Raw genomic sequence first — 25,966 nt, forward strand, 5'->3', positions numbered from 1 at the left:
CCACTCGACCCCATGGTGGCCACCCTGCCCTTCGATCTGCGCGGGCTTCGGGACCGGGCAATCCTGCTGATTGGATATGCCGGCGGCCTCCGACGGTCCGAGATCGTCAGTCTGGATGTCGGGAAAGATGACACCCCCGATAGCGGTGGCTGGATCGAGATCCTCGACGACGGCGCGGTGCTGACGCTCAACGCCAAGACCGGATGGCGCGAGGTCGAGATCGGGCGCGGCTCGTCGGACCAGACCTGCCCCGTGCACGCGCTTGAACAATGGCTGCACTTCGCGAAGATCGAATTCGGACCGGTCTTCGTGCGCGCCTCCCGCGACGGCAAACGCGCGCTGGACGCGCGGCTTTCCGACAAGCACGTCGCCCGCCTCATCAAGACCACCGTGATGAAAAGCGGCATCCGCGCGGACCTTCCGGAGAAAGACCGCCTCGCCCTGTTCTCGGGCCACTCCTTACGCGCCGGGCTTGCCAGTTCGGCCGAGGTCGATGAACGCCATGTCCAGAAACAGCTCGGGCACGCATCGGCCGAGATGACCCGGCGCTATCAGCGCCGACGCGACCGGTTCCGGGTGAACCTGACCAGGGCCGCGGGGCTCTAGACGCGGATCAGGAACCTTTTTTCTTCAGCGCATTCAAGGCGGCCACATGGCGCGGCAGATCGCTGCGGGAATGCAGGATGTCGACGATGATGACCTCGTCCGGCCGGTCCAGAAACACCAGGAAGTGCTCCCCTGCCCTGACGAACCTGAGGTCCTCGGCGCCATCCACCAGAACGGCACAACTCCGGCTATGCGCCTGCCCGTTCAGGATCGCGTCGCACCGGCTGAGCAGTTCCGCTTCGTAAAGCTCGGCCTGCCTGAGACCGAAATTCTCGATCGTCCAGCGGGCGATCTCGACAAGGCTGGCTTCCGCACGGCGCGTCAGCCGCAAGGATCGGCTCATGAGGCCGCGCGCGCTTTCGCGAAGGCGCGACGGATGGCATCGTCGCCGCTCCCCTCGGCAAGATCGCCAGTCTTGGCTTGCGCCAGGCCCTCAAGCAGACCCTCGCGTATTCCGGCGGCCTGCGCCTCTTCCTGCTCCAGCAACCGCAAACCGGCGCGCATGGCCTCGCTGACGTTCTGGTACCGGCCGGAGGCCACCAGCGCCTGAACCAGCTGATCCTGGGTGTCTGTCAGAACAATGTTGCGTGTCACCATGATGCCATTCTCCTCGTTGGCAATATATGCCAACACCTATGTTCGTTCAACATCCTCACGCTGCCTGCCCGATTAGCCGGCCATAGATGCTGCGTTCGAGATGCAACTCCCCTGCCCCGGCCTTCTCGACCATGCCTCGGAGATATCCGCCCGGTGACGCCACCTCGCCCTTCGCATGCTTGTCGAAGACGAGAACCATCGCCGCCGCGGCGGCCTGCTTGCCCAGGCCCTCCTGCGCCGCTGCCCAGGCATGTTCCGACACGCCGATCATCGGCCTGAGACGACCAGCGACCCGGTAGACATCGCCCCAATCCTTCAGATAACCCCCCAGATCCCGCGCCCAGGTCGCGAATTCCGGACAGGCCTGCATGATTGTCGGCACATCCAGCGCGACACCGCGCGGTCTGGCCTCCATTTGCGCCTCTTCTTCTCTACCCGACCTCTCAATCGGTACCGCCGGTTCGGGGTCTGGCGCCACGCACGCCGCTTGCTCAGTTTCTGAGCGATTACAGGTTACAGGATCAGGTTGATTTGTAATTTGTATATGGGGGTCAGTATTGACCTCCCTGGGGTTCATTTCTTGAGTATGTTCGGTCGTTTTCCCCTGAGTTAGAGACTGTTTTTCCACAGACTCGGTCGGACGCGTGGCCTTGAGAAAAGCCGCCTCCACGCGCTCCTGGAGATCGTTGAACCAGCCCAGAAGCCGGTCCAGCGTCTGCGAGGCCACGATGCGCCGCGGAAGCTTGCCGAGAAGCTCCTCGAAGACCTCGTGCAGCTGCACCCAGGGGCCCCTCAGCGCGCCGCTGAGCGCCGCCTCGAGCCGGGCCCGGATCATCCGCCGCGAAACGGTGATCTGGCGCTTCAGGAGCTGGCAGAGCTCTCGCTCGGCCTGTAGTTCGGCCTGCAGCTGCTCGAATTCTTCAGCGCGGGCCGCAAGCGGCGACAGATCAAAGCCGTAGGCCTCGATGATAACGCCGTCCTCGTCTCTACGGCCCCACCGCTTGCCGTTGGGACTGTCCTTGAAGGCGATCACGCCCGATTCCGCCAGGCGCCGCGCATGGCGCTTGAGTGCGGAGAGCGAGAACCCGGTCTGCTCCATCAGATAGGCATTAGAGGCCCAGACGATCGGCCGCCTGCCCTCTTCCCAGTCCTGGGCTTGTGTGAACGCGCCCAGCGTGTCGAGGAGCATCATGTCGCCGGCTTTGAGACCGATATGAGCACCGACGCGTTTCACGGCCACGAAGGCCCGTGATTTGGGAACGGCCTCCTGCTCGCCGGCTTTCGCGTACCGCTCGGCGAAGGCGAGTCCGGCTGTTGCCTTCCGCCATCCCGATGATTGGATGATATTGGATATACCTCCACCTTTCTGAGGCATGCCTGTCCCAGTCGCTCCACGCGGAGCATCACTACATTTTGTCATTTCATTGCCAGCAGGCAAAGAAATCCCGTTCGCTCAAGAGCGTTTTCTCTTGTGTGGTGATTCGGTGGCTGCTAGATTCTAGGTGCCTAATCTAAGAATTGCGCTTTGCGCAGCAGCCCTCGAAGCTCCGGTTTCGGGGGTTTTCTTTGCTCGCCTTCCTCCTTTCTGCTCGTCCTCACGTTTCATCCTGCCGGTTTACAGCTGTAAACTCGGCGTAGGATCTCTTGATGATCTCGGCCAGATTGCTGTCTAGCCATTCGGCAAACGCAGCATTCGCTCCAGTCTTTCTTGCTGACAGAGACACCGAACCGCGGCCGGATTTGATCGTCACCCCATCGACGGGAGTTTCTTCGATCGAACCGTTTCCTTGCCTCGCTCCACGCTTAGAAGCTTCTCTCAGAAGGATTTCCAAGCGGTCGTCAGAGGGCATATCCGAACCGCATTTCCCAAGAATTCTAAGGGCGACTTGTTCTGTCAGTTTCTTGGAGATGAATAGCTCGGCAAGAGCTGTCCATTTGGGTCTTCCAGATTTCGGGGCAGCTCCGACGAGATCGCCGACCGTGCCCGGAACGTTTTGGGTCACCTTCATCAGATGTGAGAGACCCGAAGCGGACAGGCTCAGAACCTGTTTCACTGTCGGAGTGGCATGGCCGGCTTCCAGAATGGCCTCTGCAAATCGCGCCCTTTCATAGAACGAAAGATTGCGACGCGCAGCATTCTCCAAACCTTTTGCAAGAAGCGCGGTTGCATCATCGACGTCTTGGACGTTGGCACGCACTTTGATGCCGAGCTCTCGGCAAGCTCGTAACCGCCGCCGACCATAGATAGCCTCATATCGTCCTTCAGACTTTGCTCTTCGCACAAGGATCGGGACATGCTGCCCACCATCGCGGATGCTATTCTTCAGCGCCTCAAAACCTTCGCCGTCGTCCTCAGAGTTTACAGGTGTAAACTCGTCAAGCCGATCCGCAGGGCCCCAATCATCGATTAGACCGGGATCAATTTCGCGGATTGCTGCGAGTGATCCTTGCAGTGCTCCGAGAGCCGGGGCACTGGTCTTTGGCACTTTGTCGCTGGCCTTTGCGCCTGACCGAGCAATCGTGCTGGCGATGCCAGACATTTCCTGAAGTGATTTCCTGGCCATTATGAACGTCCCCACGCTTGATGGATCATGCGTTCGACCTCGACGCCAACAGCATCCATGGATCCTTTGGCGCGATCGTAGGTCGCCCTTGTCATCTCCGACCGCACGACCTCGTAGATCGATTGTTTCAGCATCGTAGCGTCGCTAATGGCCGTGCTTTTGAGCGCCGTGGCCGACATGACCCGGTCTTGAAAAAGGGCTCGCATGAACGACGTTAGTTGTTGCGATGGAATATCCGTAGGTTCATCACGGGTGATCAGGAACTTGAACTCGTCGTACTGCAGCATGGCGCCGGCATCTTCGATAACTCCCATATAGGCGCCTGCGAGCTCCAGAAACTGCGCGGTTGAGGAAACGTCCAACATCGACGGGGTAAGAGGCACGATCAGCGAACTTGCAGCGGCCATACCTGCAATCGTCAGGAACCCGAGCTGCGGCGGACTATCCACTAGAACAAGATCGAAATCACCTTCCACCTGGGCAATCGCGTTCCGGATGCGCGTGAAAAACGGTCGCTCAGGGTTCGAATGTACTGCCGACTCAGTTTCGAATTCGGAGAGGATCAACCTCGAAGGTGCGATTGAAAGACCCGGGAAGTATGTCGACACAACAACCTCCGCCATATCGACGGGTTCGTCATATCGAATCGCATCGTAAATCGTCAGCCCGTCGAATTCGATCTCAGGGCTTATCCCACACATCGAGGTAAGCGACCCTTGCGGATCAAGGTCGACGACAAGGACCCTGTATCCTCGAAGTGCGAGGTAGTGAGCCAGGTGAATAGTAGTGGTGCTCTTGCTACTACCACCTTTGAAGTTCATCAGCTGCCAGATTTGGAGCTTCTCGTCGAGTGATCGGCGCGGTACGTATCGGCCCTTTTTCCTAGAAGACCTCTCAAGTATGTCTCGCGCATCCCAGATTTCTTGCGCGGAGTAGTGGCGACGACCACCCCGAATATCGCTTGGCTCTGGAACGGTTCCCTCGGCATGTACCTTGCGCATGAACTGCCCAGATACACCTAGGAGATCCGCAACTTCCGGCGCCGCAAAACTGCGCAAGGTTTTTGTGTTGTCCGGCGCGAATGCCGCGAGAAGATGTTCACGAATTGCGGCATTCAGCCGTTCGGAAATCTCCGTCGCGAGTGCCGAAGGCCTCTCAGTCGCAAGTGGTGTCACGGGAATCATGTGGTTGCCCCAAATTCAAACATGTGGCCTCTTTCGCGCCACTTGGGGATAACAGGTGTGATTCACCCACCTAAGTCAAGGTTTTTCGCTGATTTAGTGTCTGGTTCGGTATGAACAGACTATATGCGCCATCTAGGAAACCAGAACCGTTTACAGTTGTAAACTCTCCAGCGGGGCAATTCGCCCCGCTGGAAATCTGGCTTAGGCTTCCTTCGGACCCCAGGGGATCACCGCCTGCAGCGAGGCGTCGTCCTGGTGCGCCGCCTTGCCGAGATTGGCATTGAAGCCATAATCGCGGATCGTCAGCGTGAAATAGTCGGCGCCGGTTTCACGGCTTTGCTTCTTCCAGATGCCGCCGCATTCGACGAGACGACCGCGAGGTGAGCGTCCGAGGACACGATGCGTGGGCGCCATCGGGTTGTCGCTTGTCATTGGCTCGACGGTGATATCGATGTCGAAGGTCAGGGTGGAGATCGATCCAACGCCCTTGGCCGTCTCGATGTCAGTGCCGTCGAATTTGATGCAGTTGGTGGTCATTGCTGTGCTCCTTTTCTGGTGTTGCAATGATGGTCAACGGGCAAGGGCCTACGACCTGAACACACCGAAGGCGCAGCGAAGCGGAGAAGGGCAGGGGGCCTGAATTTTGCCCCGCGAGGAATGCCCGCAAGGGCAGGGGAAAAATCCGGCACCCGCCCTTTGTGTTTGGGTCGGACCTTGCGACCAGCATGTCTTGCAACGCCGGACAAAGGGGCATTGCGAGCGCACCGCATCATGGTGGAGCCTGCATCGATAGGTAGACGACCTCGGGCGACACCCACCGCCTCGCTGGTAGCGGCTATCGGATGCATCCCAAGGCGCGACACGAAACCCGTGGCATTGTGCGAAGAGCGGTTTCGCCATCAAATACTGATGTTGGGCTCAAGTGGGACGCAAACCATGGATATCGATACCGACAAACTGGACGCCGCCGCCTTGGCCATTCTGAGCCTGACACTTCATGACGACGCGCGTGTTTGGAAAGGGATAGATTGGGAGGTCACCGACCGGCTTCATGCAAAAGGCCTGATCGAAACCCCGGCAAACCAGGCAAAATCCCTTGTTCTGACCGAGCGAGGATTGGAGCTGGCCAGACGTTCGTTGGAAGACCTATTCGGTAAAGAATGACCAACGAGGGCTCTTCAGCATAAGTCTCACCTGGCACCTCAGCTGCCTTCAGCGGTTGGAGCGGCAGGTGGCTCTCGGCTTCAATGCACCGCACATGCGGTGCTCCAGCGCGGATAGCGCCGGTCCGGCGGCGGGGCAGGGGGCCCGGCCTTCTGCCCCGCCGCCGGAAAATTCTTGGGCCGTAAGTCGGTCGAACATAAACAAGAAAAGCCCCGCCGAAGCGGGGCCAGTTGGGTCTCCCACGAAGGAGCCGTCAGGTGCAGTCGGGCACCCATGTGTCGAGTTTGGTCTTCTGCTCTGGAGTCAGCTTCATCAGCTTCTGGGTCGTCGGATCGCTCACCAGTTTTTCCATCTTGTCGGCCTTCTCCGCCTTCTTGAGCTTGGCAAACGCCGCGGCCCGTTCATCGCGCGCATCACAATCGAGGAATTCGCAAAGCAAATCGACAAGATGTCCCGCCGACACCCGCGAGAAGAAATTCTCCGCCGTGGGCGTCCAGTGCTTGCGGATTTCCGCCCCGGCTTCCTCCGCGATGAGGCCAAAGAACTCCGCGCCACCGGCCTGATAGGGCAGGGTGCGGGCGATGGCTTCGGTGATCTTGGCGTTCCGCGCCTTCTTGCCATCCTCCCGGAAGATGGCGAAAGCCTCAGACAGGTCCTCGACCCGTGTTCCATTCTGCCAATAGGCGGTCGGATCGGTTCCGTGGTCGAGACGCGGTTCGTGGTCAAAGCCGTCCTCGACGCTCGGAACATTGGTCGGGCGTTCCAACCGGAACCCGAAAACACTTTCGAAGCTGCCCGACGCCTCCGACAGACCGAACCCTAACAGGTCCAGAACCAGTTCCGGCTTGGCCAGAAGCGCCGCCTGCACCGCCGCAAGCCGGATCGCCTGCATGTCGGCGACCAGCTTCTGCGAGTAGGGGGATTTCGGGGCGTCAGGTTTGGTCATCTGCGGTGCTTGCAGGACACCCGCCTCGATTGCCGCTTTCTTGTCCTCGGCGCGGACCAGCCCGGCGGGGACCTCGCCCTTGCCGGCATTGTTCACAAGCAGGATGCAGCCGGAATGGGCCTTCTGATCATCGGAATACTCGCCATCAAGGATCGCCTGCAGTACCGCGAGCCGCGCCTCACCCTCCGCGTCCAGCACCCCGCCATTTGCGAGGTCCGCGAGTTCGTCATATTCTTGCGTCTCGTCTTCCGTCAGATCGCCTTCCACCGGGTAGAGCCGAGCCAGATTCATCTGGTCCAGCTCGTAGTAGTTGAGCCAGGCCTCGCGCCTAGCCTCGGCCCAGGCCCAGCCTTCGCTCTCAACCAGATCGGCCCGTGCGGCGTCCAGCTTTTCTTCGAACAGCCGGTCCAGAAGGGCAGGGGAAGCGAGGAAGACCTCGTCGGAGAACAGATCCCGCGTCACCGTGCCGCCCTCGACCTCGTAAGCTTCAATGCCGACGAACCGGGCGCGACGGTCGGTGGCCTTGATCGCGTCGGGATGCAGCGCATTCTTGATTGCGGCTTCCGAGACGGCCTGTCCTTTGACCTGAACCAGAATATCGAGCGTGAGCGCCTCGTCCTGCGACAGGGTGAAGGCCTTGGCCGTCCCAAGACTGATCTCGCCCGCCGCCAAAGCATCGAGCACCGGCTCGGGCAGACCGGCGAGCGCCAGCCGCTGGTAGACACGGGCCTCGGAGACCGCGAAGGCCAGCGCAATCTCCGGCACAGATGCGCCGCGCTTTTTCATCCGACCAAAGGCGCGGATTTCATCGGCGGGGGTCATGTCCTCCCGCGCGGCGTTCTCGGCGCTGGCCCAGTCCTCGGCCTCCGCCGCGTCCGTCGCCAGTTTCACCGGCAGGGTGGCAAAGGGATGGCCCTCGGAGCGCTCGACGATTTTCTGGATCGCCCGTAGGCGGCAGCCACCCGCGACGATTCCGACCTTACCGTCCGAGTCCAAGATACCCGCCAGATTGTGGATCAGGCCGAAGCGCTCGATGCTGTCGGCAAGGCTGTCGATATGCGCCTCGGAGACGGTCGTACGCGGATTGAGATCGGTAATATACAGTTTTTCCAATGGGATATGCTGGATGGTTCCGTCGGCCGTGATGGTCTGTTGCTTGGTCATGGTCTTGTCCTTTTGAGATTTGGACTACCAGCCCGGATCGCGGGATCGCGACCGGCGGCTGGGTTAGTTTCGAAGGGGAGGGCAGGGCCGGGAACCGGCGCTTGCGACCGGTCCCCGGGGTCACCACCAACAGGAGTAGATGACGGTTGACCCCTGCTCGAGTTCGGCCCGCGCCCATGCGCAGAATTCGAGATCGTAGTCTCGGTATTCCGTCGCCTGCTCGTCCTGGAACTGGTGGCCATAGAAGAACCCGCCACCGCACTGGGGCAGGGTGCTGTCCGTTACGGCTTGCTCCAGTCTGTCGATGTCGCTGGCCTCAAGCCGCAACTCGCCGCAATTCAGGTCGGAGGCCGCAAGCCCGGTGCGGTCCTCGTAGAGCGCCTCCATGAAGGTCTGCAGCTTGGAGTGTTTGCGCCAGACGAACTTCGGGGTTTCGCCTTCTTCGCCGCTCTCCGCGGTCTTGATGTATGCGTATTGGTCGAGGCCCATGTGCAGGCTCCTTTCCTTCGTGGTTGGAGCGGCGCGGGTCTCGTTTGTTGATGACTTCTCGGCCCAGGCCCGCTTTCCGCCTTTGGGCGAAGGCCTCTCCTGTCTCTGACATTCGGAAGACCCCCGCGTCTTCCGGAGGGCAGAGCAGGCGAGGGCAAAGCCCCGATCTGCGGTCGCTGGGGCAGGGGTCAATGGGGCGAAGCAGGGGCGTGGTGCGGCCCGCAGCGCGAAGCGCGAGGACACGGGAGCCCCTGCGCAGCCGACGCGCGGCACGCGCGGCGCTCGCCCGTTGACGCCGGCACCAGGGGCTGGCAGGCGGATCACTCGATTGGGAAACGGTCACTGGGCTTAGAGCGGAGCGGAGGACCCGGTGTCCTTTGGATCCTCGATCCCGCGGAGCCAGCGGGATCACCGCTTCCTAATGCGTAGCGTGGGCTCGTCGGACGCGAACGGCCCATCTGTAGGGACAGGGGAGGTCTCTCCTGTTTTCCCGAGAGATGAGCGGTTGCGCATCGCGGGTTTGGCGTTCCCGGGTCAGAGCTCCGGCAAGCGGAAAAACGGCTTCCATGGACGGACCCTCCGCGTTTCCGCCTGCGCCGCACCCTGGAGCGACGCGCCTTGTCACCTTCATCGAAACAAGGAGACATCTCATGACCCATTACACCATCACCGTCCCGGTCAAGTACGACGACAACGGCACCGAGAAGACGGCCTACCGCCGGGTGGGCGCGGCCTTCGAGAACACCAAACGCGACACCGGCGAGACCTTCCTGACGATCAAGCTGGATTTTCCGGTCGGCGCCACCGAGTTGGTCGCCTTCCAGCCAAGCACCCGCGACGTCACGGAGTAAAGCCTGGGCCGGCCGCCGCAAGGCGGCCGGCTCTTGAAAGGGGGCTGTCTGCCCCGCGCTTTCCAGCGCCTCACAGAAATCGCCAGTTGACCGCTCAGAGCCCTCTTAAACCAATGCATTGCGGAACAGGAACCAATGGAAGGCGGGGATTCTGCCATTTCCTTCAGATGGAACTATTCAGGGGGAGAGACTGGTTTCCTGTACATGCGATATCCGCTCTGCGGCCCAAATGGACGGCATTTCAACTGAGCGGCCGCTTTGAACAAGCGCCGAGTGCAAATATGCACCCTGAACGTCAGGGCATCGGAACTGCGGAGTGCTCTTTCCGATATTCTGTAGGTGATTGTCCGGCAATGGCGCGAAATGCACGATTGAAAGGTCCGACTGAGGCGAAGCCGACGTCGTAGGCGATGGTCAGAACGGGCCTATCGGCACGCGCCGGATCGGACAGGACCTCACGGGCCGCTTCGATCCGGCGTTCGTTTACGAATTGGGCGAAGTTACGGTAACCAAGCCCCTTGTTGATCGCACGCCGGACTCGGTGTTCCGGTGCGTCCACAGCAGCCGCAAGCTGACCGATCGCCAGACCTTCTTGTCGCCAGATACCATCATCCATCGCCGCCTCGATCCGTTGCAGAACTGCGGAATCGGCAGCTGAAAGCGGCATTGCAGGCGGCAGATCGGACTCCTTTCGGAGGGGCCAGAGATCGGGTGCGATCCGTATTGTCCAGGATAGAAACAGGAGCGTCAGCACCAGAAATGCCGAAGCGTGGAGCGGGTACACCACGGACGGCAGCGCGGCGTCGAGGCTCAGTAGCTCGACTAGCGAGATCCCGAGACCGGTCAGGGCCATGAGCGACACAAACCACCTGCGGAACCGGCGGCGGGTTTCGACCAGATCACCGGCAGCGGTGGAAAGTGTAACGTAGAGTAGTGCCACATAAAGCAGGACGACAAGGATGCCCCGCAGCGTCGCCGCGAACGGCAGGATGGGTGCAAGCCACGCACCTGCACAAACCAGGACCGCCATCGCGCCATGCCAAGGCCGGTAAACCGGTCGGTCTAAGAACACCTCGGCCCCGGCCCAGACCGCCAGAACCGGTACCACACCGGCTACCATGACGAGAACGGTTTCCAACCGGGTCCCGGAAAGTCCCAGGTTTGGCGACGACACAAGCAGGTAGGCGCATAGTCCGAAACAGAGGGCCGGCACCGATAGACCTCGTGGCCAGACCGTGCGGTCGACCAAGAAGACCAGCGCGCAAATCTTCAGCGCCGTCACCGCACCGCCTCTCAAAAAGAGATCAATCCTCATCGCCAAGTCGTCCATGGATCGAGCGAAGCCCAGACCGGTGAACCGGTCAACCGTGATAGGCGCGCCGAATCCGAAAAAGCCGCGCCGATTCCAGAATTCGCATTGCGACTTTGGAATACGGCGAGCGCAGCAATGCCCCGGTGTTCCATGTGGTCGGGAGCACCCGCAAACAGGAGACCATCATGACGAAGCAATGTCCTATCGATCATCTCGCCGGGATATTCTCCGGCGTTCTCGCAACGGATCTACTGCGTTACGCAATCGGCGCGGGCGGTGTCTACTTGGTCGTGAACATTGCGTTGGCCGCCCGGCTGCGCGCGAGGAAGATCCGGGCGGAAAAGCCACCGGGGAGTCAGATCCACCGTGAAATCCTGACGAGCCTGCGCACGGTTTTGGTCTTTGCTCTGAACGGGACGCTGATCGTTCTGGGGGCGGAGACCGGGATGGTCCCGATCTATACCGAGATCGCCACCTACGGCTGGACCTATCTTATTCTCAGCACAGCGGTTCTGATCGTCGCCCACGACGCCTGGTTCTACTGGTCGCACAGACTTTTTCACTACCCACCGCTATTTCGCCGCTTTCACCGGCTGCATCACCGGTCATACAATCCCACGCCATTCACCTCCTACAGCTTCGATCTGGGCGAGGCGGTCGCGAATGCAATCTACTTGCCGCTGATCTTGCTTGTCCTGCCCGCGCACCCGGTGGCGATCCTGATCTTCGTCACGCACATGATGCTCCGCAACGCGATCGGGCATTCGGGCTACGAGCTATTCCCGGCCAACCGGCACGGCAGACCGCTGTTTGACTGGATGACGACCGTCACCCACCACGATCTGCACCATGCCCATGCCGGCTATAACCTCGGCCTCTACTTCACCTGGTGGGACCGGCTGATGGGGACGGAGCATCCCGATTATCACGAAGCCTTCGGACGGGTGGCCAAACCTGTCTCGTGGCAATCCGTCCGCGCCGTCATGCTCGCCTTCGCGATCATTGCAGGTTTCGGACTGTCGGACGCGCGCGCTGAGCGTCTGTCCGGGGCCTATGCATCACCCGGCCTCGGCATCATCGTCCGGTTCGAGCCTTGCGGCGCCAACCCAGATCTGACTTGCGGCCGGATGGTCTGGGCGTGGGACCCTGCGGAGGTGCCGCATGCCCGGCAGGGGAACCTCATCGTCACCAACCTGCACCGCGATGAAGATGGCTGGTCGGGTCAACTGAAGAACCCCAAAACGGGCGCATCTATCGTGGCTCGGTGACCCGATGCAGCCCCGACTCAATTGCCGTGCGCGGCTGCGGGGGTTCCTTCTGCACCTCGCAGATTTGGCATTCCGTTCGCTCGCTGAAACGCGCCCTAGAAAGCGCCGAGTGAATTTGGCCCAACCTTCATCTGGAGCAACTATCATGAGCAAACCTGAATTCATCGCCCGCCAAGGCCGCAAGCCGACCGGATGGCTCGGCCACATCGTCGCCCGCGTCATGGCGCGAGAGACGCGGCCCGAGAACGAACGCGCCCTCCACATGCTCGACCTGGCAGACGGCGATAGCCTGATCGACATCGGTTGCGGCCACGGCGAAACACTTTTCGAGGCTGGTGCCATGGTGCGCCTTTCGGACAGCGCCGGCGTGGATTTCTCCGAGGTCATGCTGAAGCGCGCCCGCGCCAGAAACCGTGATGCGGTCTGGGACACGCGCCTGACGTTTCATTGTGCCGACACTGCTGCTCTGCCCTTTCCGGACAACCGGTTCGACAAGGCGCTTTCGGTGCACACAATCTATTTCTGGCCGGACCCGACCGAGCACCTGGCCGAGATCTTCCGTGTACTGAAGCCCGGAGGATCTTTCGTGTTGTGCTTTCGATCAACCGAGGACAGGCGCGCCTTGGAGACCTACCCGAGCACGGTCTACAGGTTTCGCAGCGTGAGCGAGATCGAAACCACTCTCGCCGGGGTCGGCTTTCAGACAATTGAGACATGTTCCGGCCGCTTCGGGTCTCGCCTGGTGCATTGGACGTGCTCGGGCAAGCCGTGAGGATGCGAAATTGCGCACAACCACTCCGAGCGCTCAGGCAGAATCAAAACCCGTAACGCAAAGACACATAGGCATTGCTGTTGTTCTCGAACTGGCCAAGAAAGGTCATGCTATTCTTGCCGACGAAGATGTTGGCCCCGGCCTCGACGGCCCACCGGTCGTTGACGTCATATCGGACGCTGGGTCTGATCATCGCGTCGCGGTCGGTGGGCGAGTACATGCCGAAGAGCGACCATCGGACGGTCTGCGCGTTGGTCAGCCAGGTGAGGCGCCCGGTCACCACGTGCCGGTTCCTTTCGGGTGCGATGGCACCTGCGGGCAGCGCGCCCAGGAACGCGCCGTAGCCCTGCATCTGTTCGAGATAATACTGAACACCCAGCGTGAGATCGCGGCCGATCTCCTGCTCATAGCCCAACAGAAATCGGAATTCGCTGTTGCGGACGTTCGGATCGTCGCCATCGGGGTCTTCGCGCGACGCGTAATATCCGAGTTCGGCATTCGCGATACCGCGGCCCAGTGGCCCGCGCAGACTGGCACCATAGGCCGAAAGCCTCGGAAAGGTGGCGTTGCCGGTCAACGGGTCAACTCCGGCGGGGCTCTTCCAGAACCCATCATAGCCATAGACAGCGACCTCGTAGCCCGAGACATTCCGGTAGAGCCGAGCCGCCCACTCGTCGTCCACGCCCCAATCGCTCGGGCGATCGGCTGAAATGATGGCATCGCGTCCGGCAAGACGCCCCAGACCTGGCGAAAAATAGGACACACGGCTCCCGTCAATGAAGCGATCGGCGTCGAAGCGCGGCGTGTAAACCACATCGAGGTTGGCCAGCGGGCTGAAGGCAGAGAGCTTGATCGCATCGGAGGGCGCCTTCAAATAGGCGTCGTCGCGGCCAAGAATGAAGGAATTCCAGTCCTTGGGAAACAGGTCATTAATGAAGATGAAGTCGCCAGTACCCCAGGTCAGGATCTGGCGGCCGGCCTTCACATCCACGTTCGAGAGCGGCGAAAAAACCAGATTTGCTTCGCGCAGGTCGAAGAAGCCGTTGCCGGTTTCCAGATCAACGGTGCCACGGTCATCGGCCAAACCATCCAGAAGGAGATCGGCGGAAAACCGCAGCGACGCCTCGCCGAGGGTCTTATCGGCCTCGAAATGCAGCCGCGTTTCGGCCAGCGACGCATCGCGTTCGTAGGGGTCGTCCTGCAGCCGCAGCCCGCCGCGGACCTCCCAGAACCCGGTCAGCCCGAAGGGCAGCGCGGGGCGGGTGTCGTCCTCGCCTTCCGGAATTTCCGACGTTCCGCCCAGGCCGGCTGGAAGCAGAGGCTCTTCGCCGCCGGCCAGACCGGGCGGTAACGCCAGCTCGCCCGTGGGGGCGCTCAAACCGGCGGGCAGCGCCGGCTCGGCGTGGAGCGCGACGGGGGAAAGTGTGATCGCCAGCAGTGCCGCGAGCGCCGGCATCTTGGCTCGTGGTGACATGGCGGTTCTCATCGGTCTTTACCGCAGGTACTCGGTGGGGGCGCGACGCAGGTATCGCTCGCTGAATATGCCATCGGGAAGACCCACGTCGTAGCGCACGTTGCGATAGGTGACGACGGTTGAACTGCCGGTATTGAGGTTGGACATCCGGGCTTTGACCACCGTCGGCCTACCCTGGATCGTCTTGACTTCGAGCGCGTCGTAGACGCGGTACTTCCGGCCTCTGCGGTCGAAATATTCCACCCGCACCGGCAGGAATGTTCCCTTGTGGAGGTACATGTCGTAATAGGCGAATTCGACCGACCCCGGTCGCTTCGGCGTGTTTCGCAGCACGTAGAAATTGGCCGTGACCTCTTTCAGTTCGTGGGTGTCGAAATCGATATTTCGCCCCGACACATCCTCGTAGAAAAAGTCAGACCCCACGAAACTGGTACGCTTGTCGGCCGCCGCGATGCGTTTGACGAGGTCGAGAGCAGGAAGATACAGCCAGCGGTCATCGTCGCGGTTCTGCTGCTTCCAGACCAGAAACGCCATCTTGTTCACATCCGCCGGCCGCGTGAAATAGACATAGTATTTCTGCGGGCCGAGGTAGGCCCGACCGGCGAGCGAGTCGGTTCGCGGGCCGTCGACACGCAGGATGGTCATTTCGCGCGTTCGCGTGCGTTTCTGGCTGTCGGTGATCGTCATGCTCACCCTGACGCGGCCGTCGTTGCCCTGGAAATAGCTCGCCAGATTGGCGCGATTGACCATTTCGGTGACGGAGGGAGCCGCCTGGGCATTGGCCCGGGCACCCGGATTAGCAAGGAGGGCAACCGCGGAGAGGACGGCAATCGCCGCGAGCGCGCGGAAGGAGCGTTGAGCAGTCATGACGTTTCCTCCTTCATTTCTGCCGGGACGGAGTGAGGGAATGCCCTGCGCGTCCGGCGCAAGGTCAGCGGGGTGCCGGCGGCAGTCAGGATCGCCGCGGCGATGGCCCCAGCCGCCGAAACCGGGACGGCGGGCATGTCGAGAAACCGGTAGATCAGCAGCGCCACCAGTGCGACAAACGCCCAGACGACGGCCAGATAGGTGGCCAGGTTCCAGACCATCGCGATCCGCAGCTTCTCCGGGAAGAGCCACTTCTGGAAAACCGTGATCAGCGCCGGGAGGATCAGCAGGCTGGCGAGCCCGGCAACGACCAGAATCGCCGCGATGAAGAACCCGACCGATTTGTAGGGCATCAGCGGGGCGGCGATCAGCGGCAGGAATCCGACGCCTAAGACGATCGCGTTGCGTGTGATCGCCCGGGCCGGCTCGGCGAACACTTCGCCCACGGCCGTGCGCCAACGGCCGGTCCGCGAGACGGCGGCCCTGGTACGCGCGAGAAAATGGATGGCGTAGTCGATCGCGAGCCCGAGGCTGAGCGAACTCATCACCGCCACCGGCATGTCATAGGCTTTTCCGACCAACCCGATCAGCCCATAGATCAGACCGATCGACACCGTGAGCGGCACCATGGACAGAAGCCCCCAGAGCGCTGAGCGGAACAGCAGCGTCATCAGCAGCAGCACGACCAACGCACTGCCCAGCAGGGCCTGGAACATGCCGCGCACCATTTCCTCCTGCCACACGACGTTGAGGTAGTTCAGCCCGAACCACCGTGGCTGCAGATCGAAGGGCGGCGGGTTGGCGGCCACGAACGCGTCGACCGCCGAAAGCACCCTGGTCATGTCCTGGTTGTCGCCGCTTCTGAGTTGCACCCAGATGCTGGTCTTACGGTAGTCCGGGGTCACAAAATGCCAAAGATCGTCGGGACGGTGGCTGTTCTGGAAGGTCAACAGGGTCTGGGCGACCGCGTCCGGCGTGTTCGGAATGCGGAAGGCGCGGTCCTCACCCAAAAACAGCTCCCGGTGCACGGTCTTGACGACATCGGCGAGCGAACTCGACTTACCGACCACGTCGATAGCGGCCAGCCGCGCCTGCAGGGCTTCGATGTATCTCAGTGCCTCGGGCTGCTTGAACACCTCGCCGCGCTGACGCTCGGCGTCCACGAAGAGCCGTACCTCGCTCCATGCCTCATAAGTCTCGTCCGATGCGGCCTCCGCCTGGGCGTCGGCATAGGCGCCAAGGGCGTCGAGCAGGGCCTCGACGGACGCCGCGCCCGCTGCCTCGCGGCGCACCGCGGCCGAAAGGCCGCCGAACGCCTCCAGCGCGCCAGGTACGCCCTCGGTCTGAAGGGCTTGTCCGCGCGCGGCGGCGCGCTCCATGAGCCCCGGGGTGTAGTCCCCCAACACGGCCCCGGCATCGCCGGCGTCAAGCGCGAGATACGCCATATAGGTGCCGCCGAAATGTTCATTGAGCACGCGGTCGGCGACGCGGATCGGGTGCGAGGGGGTGAACCACTTGACCGGGTTGTCGTTGATCTCGATGCGGGTGATGCCGAAACCGGCAAGGACCGCCACCGCAGCCGTGCCGACGAGGACCAGCCTGGACTTGCGGAAGGTGAATCGCCCGGTGGCGCCGAGCGCGCGGCCCATGGACGTATCGTCCGCCGCCTTGGCAGCCCCCAGGCGGGCGAAGCTTTCCAGCCTGCGCTCCGGGATCATCATTATGTAGGCGGGGATGAACGTCATCGACCAGAGCCAGGCAAGCGCCACCCCGATGGCGATGAAGACGCCAAACACCTGCACGGGCGGGATCGGTGTCAGGGCGAGCGAGGCGAAGCCGGCGGCGGTGGTAAGGCTGGTAAACAGCATCGGGGTGAAGAGGTTCCGCATCACCTCTGTCACGGTCTTGCGGCGATCCCCGGTGCGCGGATATCGATCGAAGAATTCCGAGAGGATATGTACCGCGTCGAGCACGGCGATCGGCATGATGAAAATCGGGATCATCGAGCTCATGATGTGGATTGTGTTCCCGGTAATCACCAGGAGCGCCATCGTTGCCGCCACACTCGCCATTGCCAGCAGCATTGGCGAGAAGATCAGAACCGGGCTGCGAAAGAACCACCACATCGCCAGAAACACAACGATCATCGCCAGGGGGGCCGTGATTGCCATCTGAATGAACATCTCGATGCCGAACGTGTCTTCGGCGACGGGCAGGCCGGTGATATAGACCTGGTCCTCGGCGGGCCAACCCTCGACCTCGGCGAGGATTGCCTTGCGCACCCTGTAGCTGAGATCCTTGCTGGTCAGAGGCAGGTAAAGGGCCAGCGCCTTGCCATCCTCGCTGACAAGCGTGCCATCCAGTACAGGCAGGCGCAGGGCGGCCTCGCGTATGGCGCGCGCCTCTTCGCGGCTGGCCGGTGGTTCGGGCATCAGCCAGTTGAAGCTGACGGCGCCGGCGCCGGCCTGTTCGATGTCGTCCACCGTCATCGGCGACAGCATGTCCGCCTCGACGACGCCGACCGTGCGGTCAGGGTTTTCGGGATCGGGCCACTGCAGAGTCAGTGCGAACTGGGAGAGCTCATGTATCCGTGCCAACGTTCCGGGGTTGAAGACGCCGTCCGGGTCGGTTTCGTTGACGATACCCACGACCACCATGTCGTAGATCGAGAACTCCGCTTTCATCGCGTTGTGAAAAACCCTGACCGGGGCGTCCTCCGGCAGCATGTTCTCGGGATCGGTGTCCACGGCGACGGAGTTCAGGTACTCGGACGCCCTCGGCCAGATTGTTGGAAGTGCGGCCACGACAACCAGGGCGAGGGTCGTCAGGGCCATGACCCAGGTGATCAGCTTCGGGTGCCTGGATGAAAAGCGGATGACGCCGCCGCCGAATCCGCCGGTGCTCATGCCCCGTCCCCTCGGTTGGTCGCGAAGCGCCGCTGTGCTGCGGAGCCGCCCATTGGTCCAAACGTCGATCGAGTGGAAAACGCGCGAGTGTTTCCGCCTTTTGAACACAGACGCGTGAAGACGCTTGGGCCACAGGTTGACATTCGATCGCTCCGGCCTCTAGATTAATCAAGTGATAGCTTGACTACTAGATTCGCCCACGCCGTGCAAGGACCAACTTGATGACCGACCTGCTGCTGGAAAACGAAGCAATGCTCCGCCTGTCTTTCTTTCTGGGTATCCTGATCGCGATGGCGATCTGGGAGCTGGCCGCGCCACGGCGCCGGCGTGAGATCCCCCGCGTCCTGCGCTGGACCAACAATCTCGGGGTTGTTGTGGTCGACACGATCCTCGTCCGGCTGACCTTCCCGATCGTGGCGGTGGGCCTGGCACTGATGGCCGAAGAGCGGGGCTGGGGGCTGTTCAACGTGATCGAGGCGCCGGCCTGGGTGGCCTTCGTGGTTTCGCTCCTCGCGCTCGATCTGGCGATCTACCTGCAGCACGTGATGTTTCACGCCGTGCCGGCGCTCTGGCGACTGCACCGGATGCACCACGCCGATCTGGAATTCGACGTGACCACGGGCTTGCGTTTCCACCCTGTGGAGATCCTCTTGTCGATGGGCATCAAACTGGCCGTGGTGGCGGCCCTTGGACCTCCCGCCGCGGTGGTGCTGGTCTTCGAGGTGGTGCTGAACGGCACGGCGATGTTCAACCACTCCAACATCCGTATCCCGCTGGGGCTCGACCGCATCCTGCGTCTGATCGTCGTGACCCCCGACATGCACCGTGTGCACCATTCGGTGCACCCCAGAGAGACCAACAGCAACTTCGGCTTTAACCTGCCGTGGTGGGACCGTCTGCTGGGCACCTATCTGGCGCAGCCGCGCGACGGGCACGAGGAGATGACGATCGGGATCGAGCAGTTCCGCACCCGGCGGGACCTGTGGCTCGACCGGATGCTGATCCAGCCGGTCCTGGGCCGCGCCAGCCGCTATGCCATCAACCGCGACGACAGGAAGCCCGGGCCGTGAACATGCAGCCATCCTCCGTCGGCGACGCAATGGCGCGCGAGACGGTCGAATTCACGCAAGGCATCCGTGAAAACCTGCGCCCGTTCCTCGAACAACTTCTCCAGGTCTTCTTCGTCGGCCTGACCATCGGGTTGCAGCGCACAGTGATCCCCGCATTGGCTGAGACCGAGTTCGGCGTGGTCGAGGGGTCGATGACCGCGCTTTTCGCTTTCGTCGTCTCATTCGGGCTGGTGAAAGGTGCGATGAACTTCGTTTCCGGCCGCGTATCTGAACGGGTCGGGCGTGGACGCGTCTTGATCTGGGGTTGGCTCGTAGCGCTGCCGATTCCGTTCATGATCCTATGGGCTCCTTCCTGGGGTTGGATCGTCGCGGCGAACGTACTTCTGGGCGTTAACCAAGGCTTCGCCTGGTCGATGACTGTGACAGCCAAGATGGACATCGTGAAGAGTACCGAGCGTGGCTTGGCGACCGGATTTAACGAGTTCGCGGGATATGGCGGGGTGGCGCTGGCTGGACTCGTGACCGGCTATCTCGCGAGTTACTTCGATCCGCGGATGAGCCTGTTCATCTTTGGTCTCGTGGTCATTCTGCTGGCGTTAGTGGCTGGGTTCCTCGCTTTTACCGAGACTCTACCCTATGCCCGGGCCGAGGCCGCTCGGCAGAGGTCCGGCGAGGCGACAGGTCCACGACCGCGTTATGTAGAGGGGCCGGACGATCACACTTCGGGGCAAATCTTCGCTCTCGTGACCTGGAAAAACCGGACATTCTCGGCACTGGCGCAGGCCGGCAGCGTCGAGAAATTCGTGGATGCGCTGATGTGGGCGCTGGTTCCAGTGTTCATGGTCACCAAGGGTGCCAGCCTGATCGAGATCGGCTGGGTCACCGGCATCTACGGTTTCGTCTGGGGCGGCAGCCAGCTCTGGACCGGGCCACTGTCGGATGTCTTTGGGCGCAAATGGCCGACGGTCGCCGGCTTTTTCCTATGTGCAGGCGGTGTACTGTCCTTTCCGGTCCTCGGTACCGTCACGGCTTGGGCCGTGGCGGCCGCGGTTACCGGCGTCGGCATGGCGCTGCTCTATCCGACGCTGATCGCTGCGATGGGTGACATCTCGCATCCGTCGTGGCGTGGCTCGGCGCTTGGCGTCTACCGTTTCTGGCGCGATCTTGGTTACGCCATCGGCGCGCTCGCCATGGGGCTCATCGCCGACGCGGCGGGCATGCTGGAGGCCGGCTTCTGGTTCACCGGGGTCGCCATGGCGGGATCGGGCCTTTGGCTCATCCTCGGCATGACGGAAACCCATCCCCGCCTGAATCCTGCATATGAGACGGAGAAAACCAATGGATGACAAGGTGGCCACCCGCCTTGGATTGAGCGCCGTGCTGCTCGGGTTCGGCTCGATCCTTCTGTTTGCCGTGTCGGCCTGGGGGTTTCGTCTGAACGATTGGCCCTGGACGCAGGCATATCGCCTGGCGAGCTGGAGTGCATGGGCAGCCAGTGCTGGCGTCGCATTGGCGCTGGCGGGTGGCGTCAATTGGCTGCGCCGACGGCGAGGCGGTGGCATGGCAGTTCTGTTGGGGCTGATTTTTTCGCTGCCCATCGCTGGGCTGGGTCTAGCCTTCGATTTCGCCGCCCGAACGACACCGCCGATCAACGATATCTCGACTGATATCGATGACCCGCCGGTCTTCTGGTTCACAGTGACGCCCACCGATTATCCGGCCGCGAACGCTGAACCACAGCGCACGGCCTATCCCGATGTGCGCCCACTCGACCTTCCACTATCGTTTGACAACGCGTTCTCTGCAGCGCTGGCTCTGGTGGAAGAGCGGGGCTGGGAGGTGCTCTCGGACGACCCTGCAGAGGAGCAGATCGAAGCCATCGCGACCAGTCGTGTTTTCGGCTTCCAGGACGAGGTGGCCGTCCGCGTAACGGAGACCGACAGCGGCTCGCGCATTGACATGCGATCGCGCTCGCGCCTCGGGCAGATCGACCGCGGCACCAATGCCCGACGTATCGAAGCCTTCCTTTCCGATCTTGCGCAGTCCGCTGCAAACTGAGGACCGAAGTTGAAACACCAGATCCTGTTGAACGACCAGCCCTACGGAACCGAGCGCAACTTCAACGGCTTGCGCATGGCCCATGCGTTGGTCACGAACGACCCAGAGGCGGAGATCACCGTCCTCATGATGGCCGACGCTGTACTTTGCGCCAAGGCGGGGCAGAAAACACCGGATGGCTACCTACAACATCGAGCGCGTGATCCGGCGAGTGCTGAACGCCAGGGGCCGAGTGCCCATGTGCGGGGCCCGCATGGAGGCCCGCGGCCTCGCTGATGGCGACATGCTCGACGGTGCGGAAAGATCGACAACGGACGAGCTTGCGCAGGCAGAGCTCGCCGCAGACAAGGTATTGGTGTTCTGATGCAAGACATGCTTCCCTTCGCCGCGCTCGACGAAGATCCCGCGCCGTATTACCTCATTGATGTCCGCGATGCTGAGGACTACGCCGCCGCGCATGTTTTGGATGCGGTGCATATTCCGCTGACCGAACTGGGAGACCGCGCGGCCGAATTTCCTGCGGCCAAGGTTCCCGTGACCATCTGCAGCAAGGGCGGCGGCCGGTCCGCAGAAGGCGCGGCGCTCCTACGCACCCGCAGCCAACCCGGCGCGCTCTGGCTCGAGGGCGGCACGAACGGCTGGCTCAAGCGCAACAGCCAAATCAGTAACCGGAACGGAGGAAACACCGGATGAAGCTGAAACACTTTCTCGCGGCAGCAACGGTCGCACTTGGCGTCTTTGCGCCGCCTGTCATGGCGCAAGACGCCGCAATCGAGGCGATGCAGGAATACATGATGTTCTCGGAATACGAGGCCGGGATCATCCTGCCACAACAGATCGACGAGGAGGTCTTTGAAAACGTCCTGTTCATCGATACGCGGGACGCCGAGCAATACGCAGCGGCCACTATCCCCGGGGCGATCAATATCGAATGGCGCGAGGTGTTAGACCGGATTGACGAGATTCCAACGGATCGCAAGACCATTCTGTTTTGCAATACCGGCAGCCTCTCGTCTCAGGCATCCTTCGCCCTGCGCGTCGTTGGGCGCGACAACGTCGTTGTGCTCCAGACCGGTTTCGTCGGTTGGGAGCAGGACGCCGCTTACAAACCTTGAACTGGCATTGTTCGCCCTGAGCTGCGACCGACGAACGTACTCACCTCCGGGTCAACTGAAACTGAAAGGAATAGCAAGATGTTCAAACATAGAATGATCTCAATTTTAGGAGTGGCCGTCGGATTCTTCTTGGTCCCGGCTCGGGTCTTGGCTCAGCAGTTGCCGAACCGAGATGTGCCCGACTATTGGTATGGTCATCCGATGATGGGTTGGGGCGGCGGCTGGGGCGGCATGATCTTCGGCCCGTTCTTCATGATCATCGTGCTGGCGCTGGTGATTGCCCTGGCGGTGGTGCTGGTGCGCTGGATCGGCGAGCCGCGGTCGGGGGCGGGACCAACCGGGGGACGCCCGCCTATCGACATCCTCAAGGAACGCTTCGCCCGCGGTGAAATCGACAAGGAGGAATTCGAGGAACGGCGGCGCGTTTTGGGCGAGTGAGGGTATTCGAATGGCCGGATCGGTGAGCGGGCCGGGCACGAAGTCGGAAGACGGCACAGAGGACCGAACATCGCCTGACGCCGGTCGCAGGCGCTGGCGGCTTGTCCCGGCCCTGGCCGCTCTTGCCGTGCTGGCGGCGCTCTACGCCCTGTTGTGGCGGCTGGGCGCGCTGGACGGGCTCACCGATGGTCCGGGCCTGCGGGACCGGGTCGAGGGACTGGGGGTATTCGGGCCGATCCTGATCGTCGTGCTGCTGGCCACGGCGATCGTTCTCAACCCGATCCCGAGCGCGCCGGTCGCGGTCGCATCCGGCGCGGTCTACGGTCATGTCTGGGGCACGGTCTATGTGGTCGCTGGCGCCGAGGCCGGGGCGCTTATCGCCTTTTCCATCGGCCGTGTGGTCGGACAGGACGTGCTGACGCGCTGGCTCGGACGCCGCCCCTCGCTGGGAGTGCTGAGTTCGCAAAACACCTTGATGGCGGTCGTGTTCTTCAGCCGGCTTCTGCCCTTCGTATCCTTCGATCTGGTCAGCTACGCCGCCGGGCTTACCCCGCTCACCTTTTGGCGCTTCGCCGTCGCAACGCTTGCCGGGATCATTCCGGCGAGCTTTCTTTTAGCGCATTTCGGCGGCGAGATGGCGTCGGAAAACCTGCGGCGGGCGATGGCGGCGGTGCTGGCGCTGGGGATAGTAACGATCGCGCCGATCCTCGCCAAACTGATGATCGACTGGCGCAGATCGCGGCGGCAACCGTCCACTCGAAGGGAGAATTAAATGGGCAGAAGCTCGGGGCAACGAATTTATCTGGATTACAACGCAAGCACGCCGATCGCGCCCGAAGTGGCGGATGTCATGCGCGGGCTGCTGGAACGCGCCTTCGGCAACCCTTCAAGCCCGCATTGGGCGGGCGCGCCGGCGCGGGAGTCCGTTGAGGCGGCGCGCGGCAAGGTTGCCGCGCTTCTGGGGTGTTCGCCGAGCGAGATCGTCTTCACAAGCGGCGGAAGTGAGGCCAACAATCTCGCACTGAAGGGCGTATTTTTCGCCAGCGACCGCCCCCGCAAACACATCATCACCACCCAGGTCGAGCATCCGGCGATCACCGAGCCCTGCCGGTTTCTCAAGCGCCTCGGCGCGCGGGTCACCTGGTTGCCGGTCGATGGCACCGGGATGATCGATCCCGACGATCTGCGGCGCGCCATCTCTTCCGACACGATCCTGATCAGCGTCATGCACGCCAACAATGAGACCGGCACGATCCAGCCAGTCGAGGATTGCGCGGCCATTGCGCGGGAGCATGGCGTTCCCTTCCACGCGGATGCGGCGCAGTCAGTCGGCAAGATCCCGGTGCGCGCCGATGACCTAGGCGCAGACCTGCTCAGCATCGCCGGCCACAAACTCTATGCGCCGAAGGGAATCGGGGCGCTCTTCATTCGCGGCGGGGTGACGCTTGAGCCACTGATCCACGGCGCCGGGTATGAAGGCGGCCGCCGCGCCGGAACCGAAAGCGCGCTGATGGCGGCGGCCCTCGGCGCGGCTTGCGATCTGGCCGCGGATCTTACCGGCATGGAGCAGGTGAAACGGCTGCGCGATCATTTCTGGGACGGACTGAAAGAGCGCTTCGGCGCGGGCGTGGCCCTGAATGGTCACGTGGTGGAACGGCTGCCGAACACACTGAACGTCTCCTTTGTCGGACGGGTCGGGTCCGAGATATTGGCCGCGCTCGACGGCGTGGCCGCCTCGACCGGTTCCGCCTGCCACGCAGACCGGATCGAACTGTCGCCGGTGCTGGAGGCGATGGGCGTGGAGCCCAAGGTCGGGATGGGCGCCATCCGCTTCAGCCTCGGCCGCGGAACGACAAGACAGGAAATCGACAAGGTCATCGCTGCCCTGCAAGTAGCTATTGTCTGACCGCGCGGAAGGGGGGGACGTGACCAGAGAGCCCAGCTACCACGATGCAGCCATTGGCGCTCTGCCCACCAGCTATGTTGGCTGGCGGCGATCCGCACTCGGTCGGATCACGGATGCGCTCGAAGAGCGCCTCCTGCTCGACCGCATCGGACCTGTGCGGGGGCTGAACGTTCTCGATGTCGGGTGTGGCGACGGTGTTTTGGCGATAAGGCTTGCGCGTAGCGGTGCTCTGGTTACAGGCGTTGACGCATCGCCTGAGATGATCGCCGCTGCCGAACGAAGTGCGGCAGAAGCGGGGGTTGCGCTGACGCTCCTGGTCGCTGATGCCGAGGCCATGCCGTTCGCCGATGCCAGCTTCGATATCGTGATATCGGTCGCGACGCTCTGTTTCAGCGATGACGCCGAAAGACCTATGAGCGAGATGGCGCGGTGCCTGCGCGGCGGAGGCCGCTTCGTGCTCGGTGAACTCGGGCGCTGGAACGCGTGGGCGGCGCTCCGTCGCGTCAAGGCGTGGCTGGGATCACCGGTGTGGCGAAGCGCGCGGTTTCGCAACCGATCGCAGCTCATTTCGCTCGCACGGGCGACAGGGTTCACTGATGCCAACGTTACTGGAGCGATTTTCTACCCACCATTCGGCGTCACCGCGCGCCTCATGGCGTCTATTGACGCCAACATCGGACGTTGGACATCAGCCGGCGCGGCATTTCTTGTTCTCACAGCAACGAAACCTGCTTTGATCAAGTAATAAGGGGAGCATTATGACTGATGACACTGACCAATTGCCGCCCATCCTCGCGCAAAAGCGGTATGCCTCGGCATCGGTCTTCACGCCCGAAAGCCTCATGCGCGAGGCACGGCGACAGAAAGGCGTGCAACTGGGGGCGGTACCTCGGGTCTGCCTGCTCGATCCCGACGGCGACATTCTTCGGCATTTGACCGCCGAGGGCCGCGCATGGCGCCGTGATGATTGGGCCTGCTATCATACGGAACTCTTTGTTTGCTTGGAGGCAGGGGTCGAGATTGGCTTGGTCGGTTCCGCGGTTGGAGCCTCCTTTGCGGTTCTGGTGGCCGAGGAGTGACCTGCCCCCCGCGAAATCCCTCATCATGATGTAGAGTCTGCCCAACCTTGAAGGAGCAGACGAATGCGAAAGAGCCGTTTTACCGAGGCGCAGATTATCGGGATGATCAAGGAGCAAGAGGCGGGCATGCCGACGG

General features: G+C 62.1%; 28 protein-coding genes and 1 pseudogene. 17 read left to right on the forward strand and 12 right to left on the reverse strand.

The features are described 5' to 3' along the window. Positions 1-12: 12 nt before the first annotated feature. Positions 13-606 (forward strand): annotated as a pseudogene (locus AB9K34_RS15165) (tyrosine-type recombinase/integrase); the annotation flags it as partial. A 7-nt stretch (positions 607-613) separates the two neighbouring features. Here AB9K34_RS15165 and AB9K34_RS15170 read toward each other — a convergent pair. The 6 genes from AB9K34_RS15170 to AB9K34_RS15195 form a co-directional block, all read right to left on the reverse strand. Beyond that, entirely contained in the window at positions 614-949 is a 336-nt protein-coding gene (locus AB9K34_RS15170) for a type II toxin-antitoxin system RelE/ParE family toxin (RefSeq protein ID WP_369955268.1), read from the reverse strand. Then, positions 946-1,203, reverse strand: coding sequence for a type II toxin-antitoxin system ParD family antitoxin (locus AB9K34_RS15175; RefSeq protein ID WP_369955269.1), 258 nt, complete (start codon positions 1,201-1,203; stop codon positions 946-948). Before AB9K34_RS15175 ends, AB9K34_RS15170 begins: the two co-directional genes overlap by 4 nt. 55 nt (positions 1,204-1,258) lie before the next feature. After that, positions 1,259-2,545 (reverse strand): plasmid replication protein RepC, encoded by a 1,287-nt coding sequence (repC, locus tag AB9K34_RS15180; RefSeq protein ID WP_369955296.1) that lies wholly within the window; start codon positions 2,543-2,545, stop codon positions 1,259-1,261. A 253-nt stretch (positions 2,546-2,798) separates the two neighbouring features. Beyond that, positions 2,799-3,767: a plasmid partitioning protein RepB gene (gene repB / locus AB9K34_RS15185; RefSeq protein ID WP_369955270.1), complete on the reverse strand. Its 969-nt coding sequence runs from the start codon at positions 3,765-3,767 to the stop codon at positions 2,799-2,801. Further along, on the reverse strand, positions 3,767-4,951 hold the full coding sequence (gene repA / locus AB9K34_RS15190) for a plasmid partitioning protein RepA (protein ID WP_369955271.1): 1,185 nt from the start codon (positions 4,949-4,951) through the stop codon (positions 3,767-3,769). Before repA ends, repB begins: the two co-directional genes overlap by 1 nt. 201 nt (positions 4,952-5,152) lie before the next feature. Then, positions 5,153-5,488 (reverse strand): DUF736 domain-containing protein, encoded by a 336-nt coding sequence (locus AB9K34_RS15195; protein WP_369955272.1) that lies wholly within the window; start codon positions 5,486-5,488, stop codon positions 5,153-5,155. Between the two features lie 399 nt (positions 5,489-5,887). On the opposite strand from AB9K34_RS15195, the gene AB9K34_RS15200 reads away from it, so the two are divergent. Then, entirely contained in the window at positions 5,888-6,115 is a 228-nt protein-coding gene (locus AB9K34_RS15200) for a DUF6429 family protein (protein WP_369955273.1), read from the forward strand. Between the two features lie 253 nt (positions 6,116-6,368). On the opposite strand, the gene AB9K34_RS15205 is transcribed toward AB9K34_RS15200, so the two are convergent. Together AB9K34_RS15205 and AB9K34_RS15210 are read right to left on the reverse strand one after the other, a co-directional pair. After that, positions 6,369-8,225, reverse strand: a complete 1,857-nt coding sequence (locus AB9K34_RS15205) for a ParB N-terminal domain-containing protein (protein ID WP_369955274.1) — start codon at positions 8,223-8,225, stop codon at positions 6,369-6,371. Positions 8,226-8,345: 120 nt separating this feature from the next. After that, entirely contained in the window at positions 8,346-8,714 is a 369-nt protein-coding gene (locus AB9K34_RS15210; protein WP_369955275.1) for a hypothetical protein, read from the reverse strand. Between the two features lie 650 nt (positions 8,715-9,364). Between AB9K34_RS15210 and AB9K34_RS15215 the strand changes: the two genes are divergently transcribed. After that, entirely contained in the window at positions 9,365-9,565 is a 201-nt protein-coding gene (locus AB9K34_RS15215; RefSeq protein WP_369955276.1) for a hypothetical protein, read from the forward strand. Between the two features lie 295 nt (positions 9,566-9,860). On the opposite strand, the gene AB9K34_RS15220 is transcribed toward AB9K34_RS15215, so the two are convergent. After that, complete coding sequence (locus AB9K34_RS15220; RefSeq protein WP_369955277.1) at positions 9,861-10,685, reverse strand: helix-turn-helix domain-containing protein; 825 nt, start codon at positions 10,683-10,685, stop codon at positions 9,861-9,863. Between the two features lie 377 nt (positions 10,686-11,062). Between AB9K34_RS15220 and AB9K34_RS15225 the strand changes: the two genes are divergently transcribed. The 3 genes from AB9K34_RS15225 to AB9K34_RS15235 are packed head-to-tail and all read left to right on the forward strand — an operon-like array spanning position 11,063 to position 12,917. After that, positions 11,063-12,145, forward strand: a complete 1,083-nt coding sequence (locus AB9K34_RS15225; RefSeq protein ID WP_369955278.1) for a sterol desaturase family protein — start codon at positions 11,063-11,065, stop codon at positions 12,143-12,145. Further along, positions 12,142-12,258, forward strand: coding sequence for a hypothetical protein (locus AB9K34_RS15230; RefSeq protein ID WP_369955279.1), 117 nt, complete (start codon positions 12,142-12,144; stop codon positions 12,256-12,258). Before AB9K34_RS15225 ends, AB9K34_RS15230 begins: the two co-directional genes overlap by 4 nt. 32 nt (positions 12,259-12,290) lie before the next feature. Then, positions 12,291-12,917 carry a class I SAM-dependent methyltransferase gene (locus tag AB9K34_RS15235; RefSeq protein WP_369955280.1) on the forward strand — a complete coding sequence of 209 codons (627 nt, stop codon included), beginning with the start codon at positions 12,291-12,293 and terminating at the stop codon, positions 12,915-12,917. A 43-nt stretch (positions 12,918-12,960) separates the two neighbouring features. Here the strand turns inward: AB9K34_RS15235 and AB9K34_RS15240 are convergent, their stop codons facing one another. Genes AB9K34_RS15240 through AB9K34_RS15250 form a run of 3 tightly spaced genes read right to left on the reverse strand, consistent with a single transcriptional unit; the run spans position 12,961 to position 18,164 of the window. Further along, complete coding sequence (locus tag AB9K34_RS15240; protein ID WP_369955281.1) at positions 12,961-14,391, reverse strand: hypothetical protein; 1,431 nt, start codon at positions 14,389-14,391, stop codon at positions 12,961-12,963. Between the two features lie 18 nt (positions 14,392-14,409). Further along, a complete protein-coding gene (locus AB9K34_RS15245; RefSeq protein WP_369955282.1) occupies positions 14,410-15,258 on the reverse strand; it encodes an outer membrane lipoprotein-sorting protein in 849 nt (282 codons plus the stop codon). Beyond that, a complete protein-coding gene (locus AB9K34_RS15250; RefSeq protein ID WP_369955283.1) occupies positions 15,255-18,164 on the reverse strand; it encodes an RND family transporter in 2,910 nt (969 codons plus the stop codon). Before AB9K34_RS15250 ends, AB9K34_RS15245 begins: the two co-directional genes overlap by 4 nt. A gap of 221 nt (positions 18,165-18,385) precedes the next feature. Between AB9K34_RS15250 and AB9K34_RS15255 the strand changes: the two genes are divergently transcribed. From AB9K34_RS15255 to AB9K34_RS15305, 11 genes are all read left to right on the forward strand, one after another. Beyond that, positions 18,386-19,234 carry a sterol desaturase family protein gene (locus AB9K34_RS15255; protein WP_369955284.1) on the forward strand — a complete coding sequence of 283 codons (849 nt, stop codon included), beginning with the start codon at positions 18,386-18,388 and terminating at the stop codon, positions 19,232-19,234. Positions 19,235-19,263: 29 nt separating this feature from the next. Next, entirely contained in the window at positions 19,264-20,580 is a 1,317-nt protein-coding gene (locus tag AB9K34_RS15260; RefSeq protein WP_369955285.1) for an MFS transporter, read from the forward strand. Beyond that, the gene (locus tag AB9K34_RS15265) at positions 20,573-21,292 is read left to right on the forward strand and encodes a DUF1499 domain-containing protein (RefSeq protein ID WP_369955286.1); all 720 of its coding nucleotides are present in this window, start codon (positions 20,573-20,575) and stop codon (positions 21,290-21,292) included. Before AB9K34_RS15260 ends, AB9K34_RS15265 begins: the two co-directional genes overlap by 8 nt. A 175-nt stretch (positions 21,293-21,467) precedes the next feature. After that, complete coding sequence (locus tag AB9K34_RS15270; protein WP_369955287.1) at positions 21,468-21,656, forward strand: DsrE family protein; 189 nt, start codon at positions 21,468-21,470, stop codon at positions 21,654-21,656. Next, a complete protein-coding gene (locus AB9K34_RS15275) occupies positions 21,656-21,985 on the forward strand; it encodes a rhodanese-like domain-containing protein (protein WP_369955288.1) in 330 nt (109 codons plus the stop codon). Before AB9K34_RS15270 ends, AB9K34_RS15275 begins: the two co-directional genes overlap by 1 nt. After that, positions 21,982-22,407 (forward strand): rhodanese-like domain-containing protein, encoded by a 426-nt coding sequence (locus AB9K34_RS15280; protein WP_369955289.1) that lies wholly within the window; start codon positions 21,982-21,984, stop codon positions 22,405-22,407. The genes AB9K34_RS15275 and AB9K34_RS15280 overlap by 4 nt, the downstream gene beginning before the upstream one ends. A 147-nt stretch (positions 22,408-22,554) precedes the next feature. After that, the gene (locus tag AB9K34_RS15285; RefSeq protein ID WP_369955290.1) at positions 22,555-22,845 is read left to right on the forward strand and encodes an SHOCT domain-containing protein; all 291 of its coding nucleotides are present in this window, start codon (positions 22,555-22,557) and stop codon (positions 22,843-22,845) included. Between the two features lie 10 nt (positions 22,846-22,855). Continuing rightward, a complete protein-coding gene (locus AB9K34_RS15290) occupies positions 22,856-23,617 on the forward strand; it encodes a TVP38/TMEM64 family protein (protein WP_369955291.1) in 762 nt (253 codons plus the stop codon). Then, complete coding sequence (locus AB9K34_RS15295; RefSeq protein ID WP_369955292.1) at positions 23,618-24,751, forward strand: cysteine desulfurase family protein; 1,134 nt, start codon at positions 23,618-23,620, stop codon at positions 24,749-24,751. 19 nt (positions 24,752-24,770) lie between these two features. Beyond that, positions 24,771-25,496, forward strand: coding sequence for a class I SAM-dependent methyltransferase (locus AB9K34_RS15300; RefSeq protein WP_369955293.1), 726 nt, complete (start codon positions 24,771-24,773; stop codon positions 25,494-25,496). 13 nt (positions 25,497-25,509) lie between these two features. Then, complete coding sequence (locus AB9K34_RS15305; protein ID WP_369955294.1) at positions 25,510-25,830, forward strand: hypothetical protein; 321 nt, start codon at positions 25,510-25,512, stop codon at positions 25,828-25,830. Positions 25,831-25,966: the final 136 nt, after the last annotated feature.

Source organism: Sedimentitalea sp. XS_ASV28, assembly GCF_041224545.1.
Classification (GTDB): Bacteria; Pseudomonadota; Alphaproteobacteria; order Rhodobacterales; family Rhodobacteraceae; genus Sedimentitalea.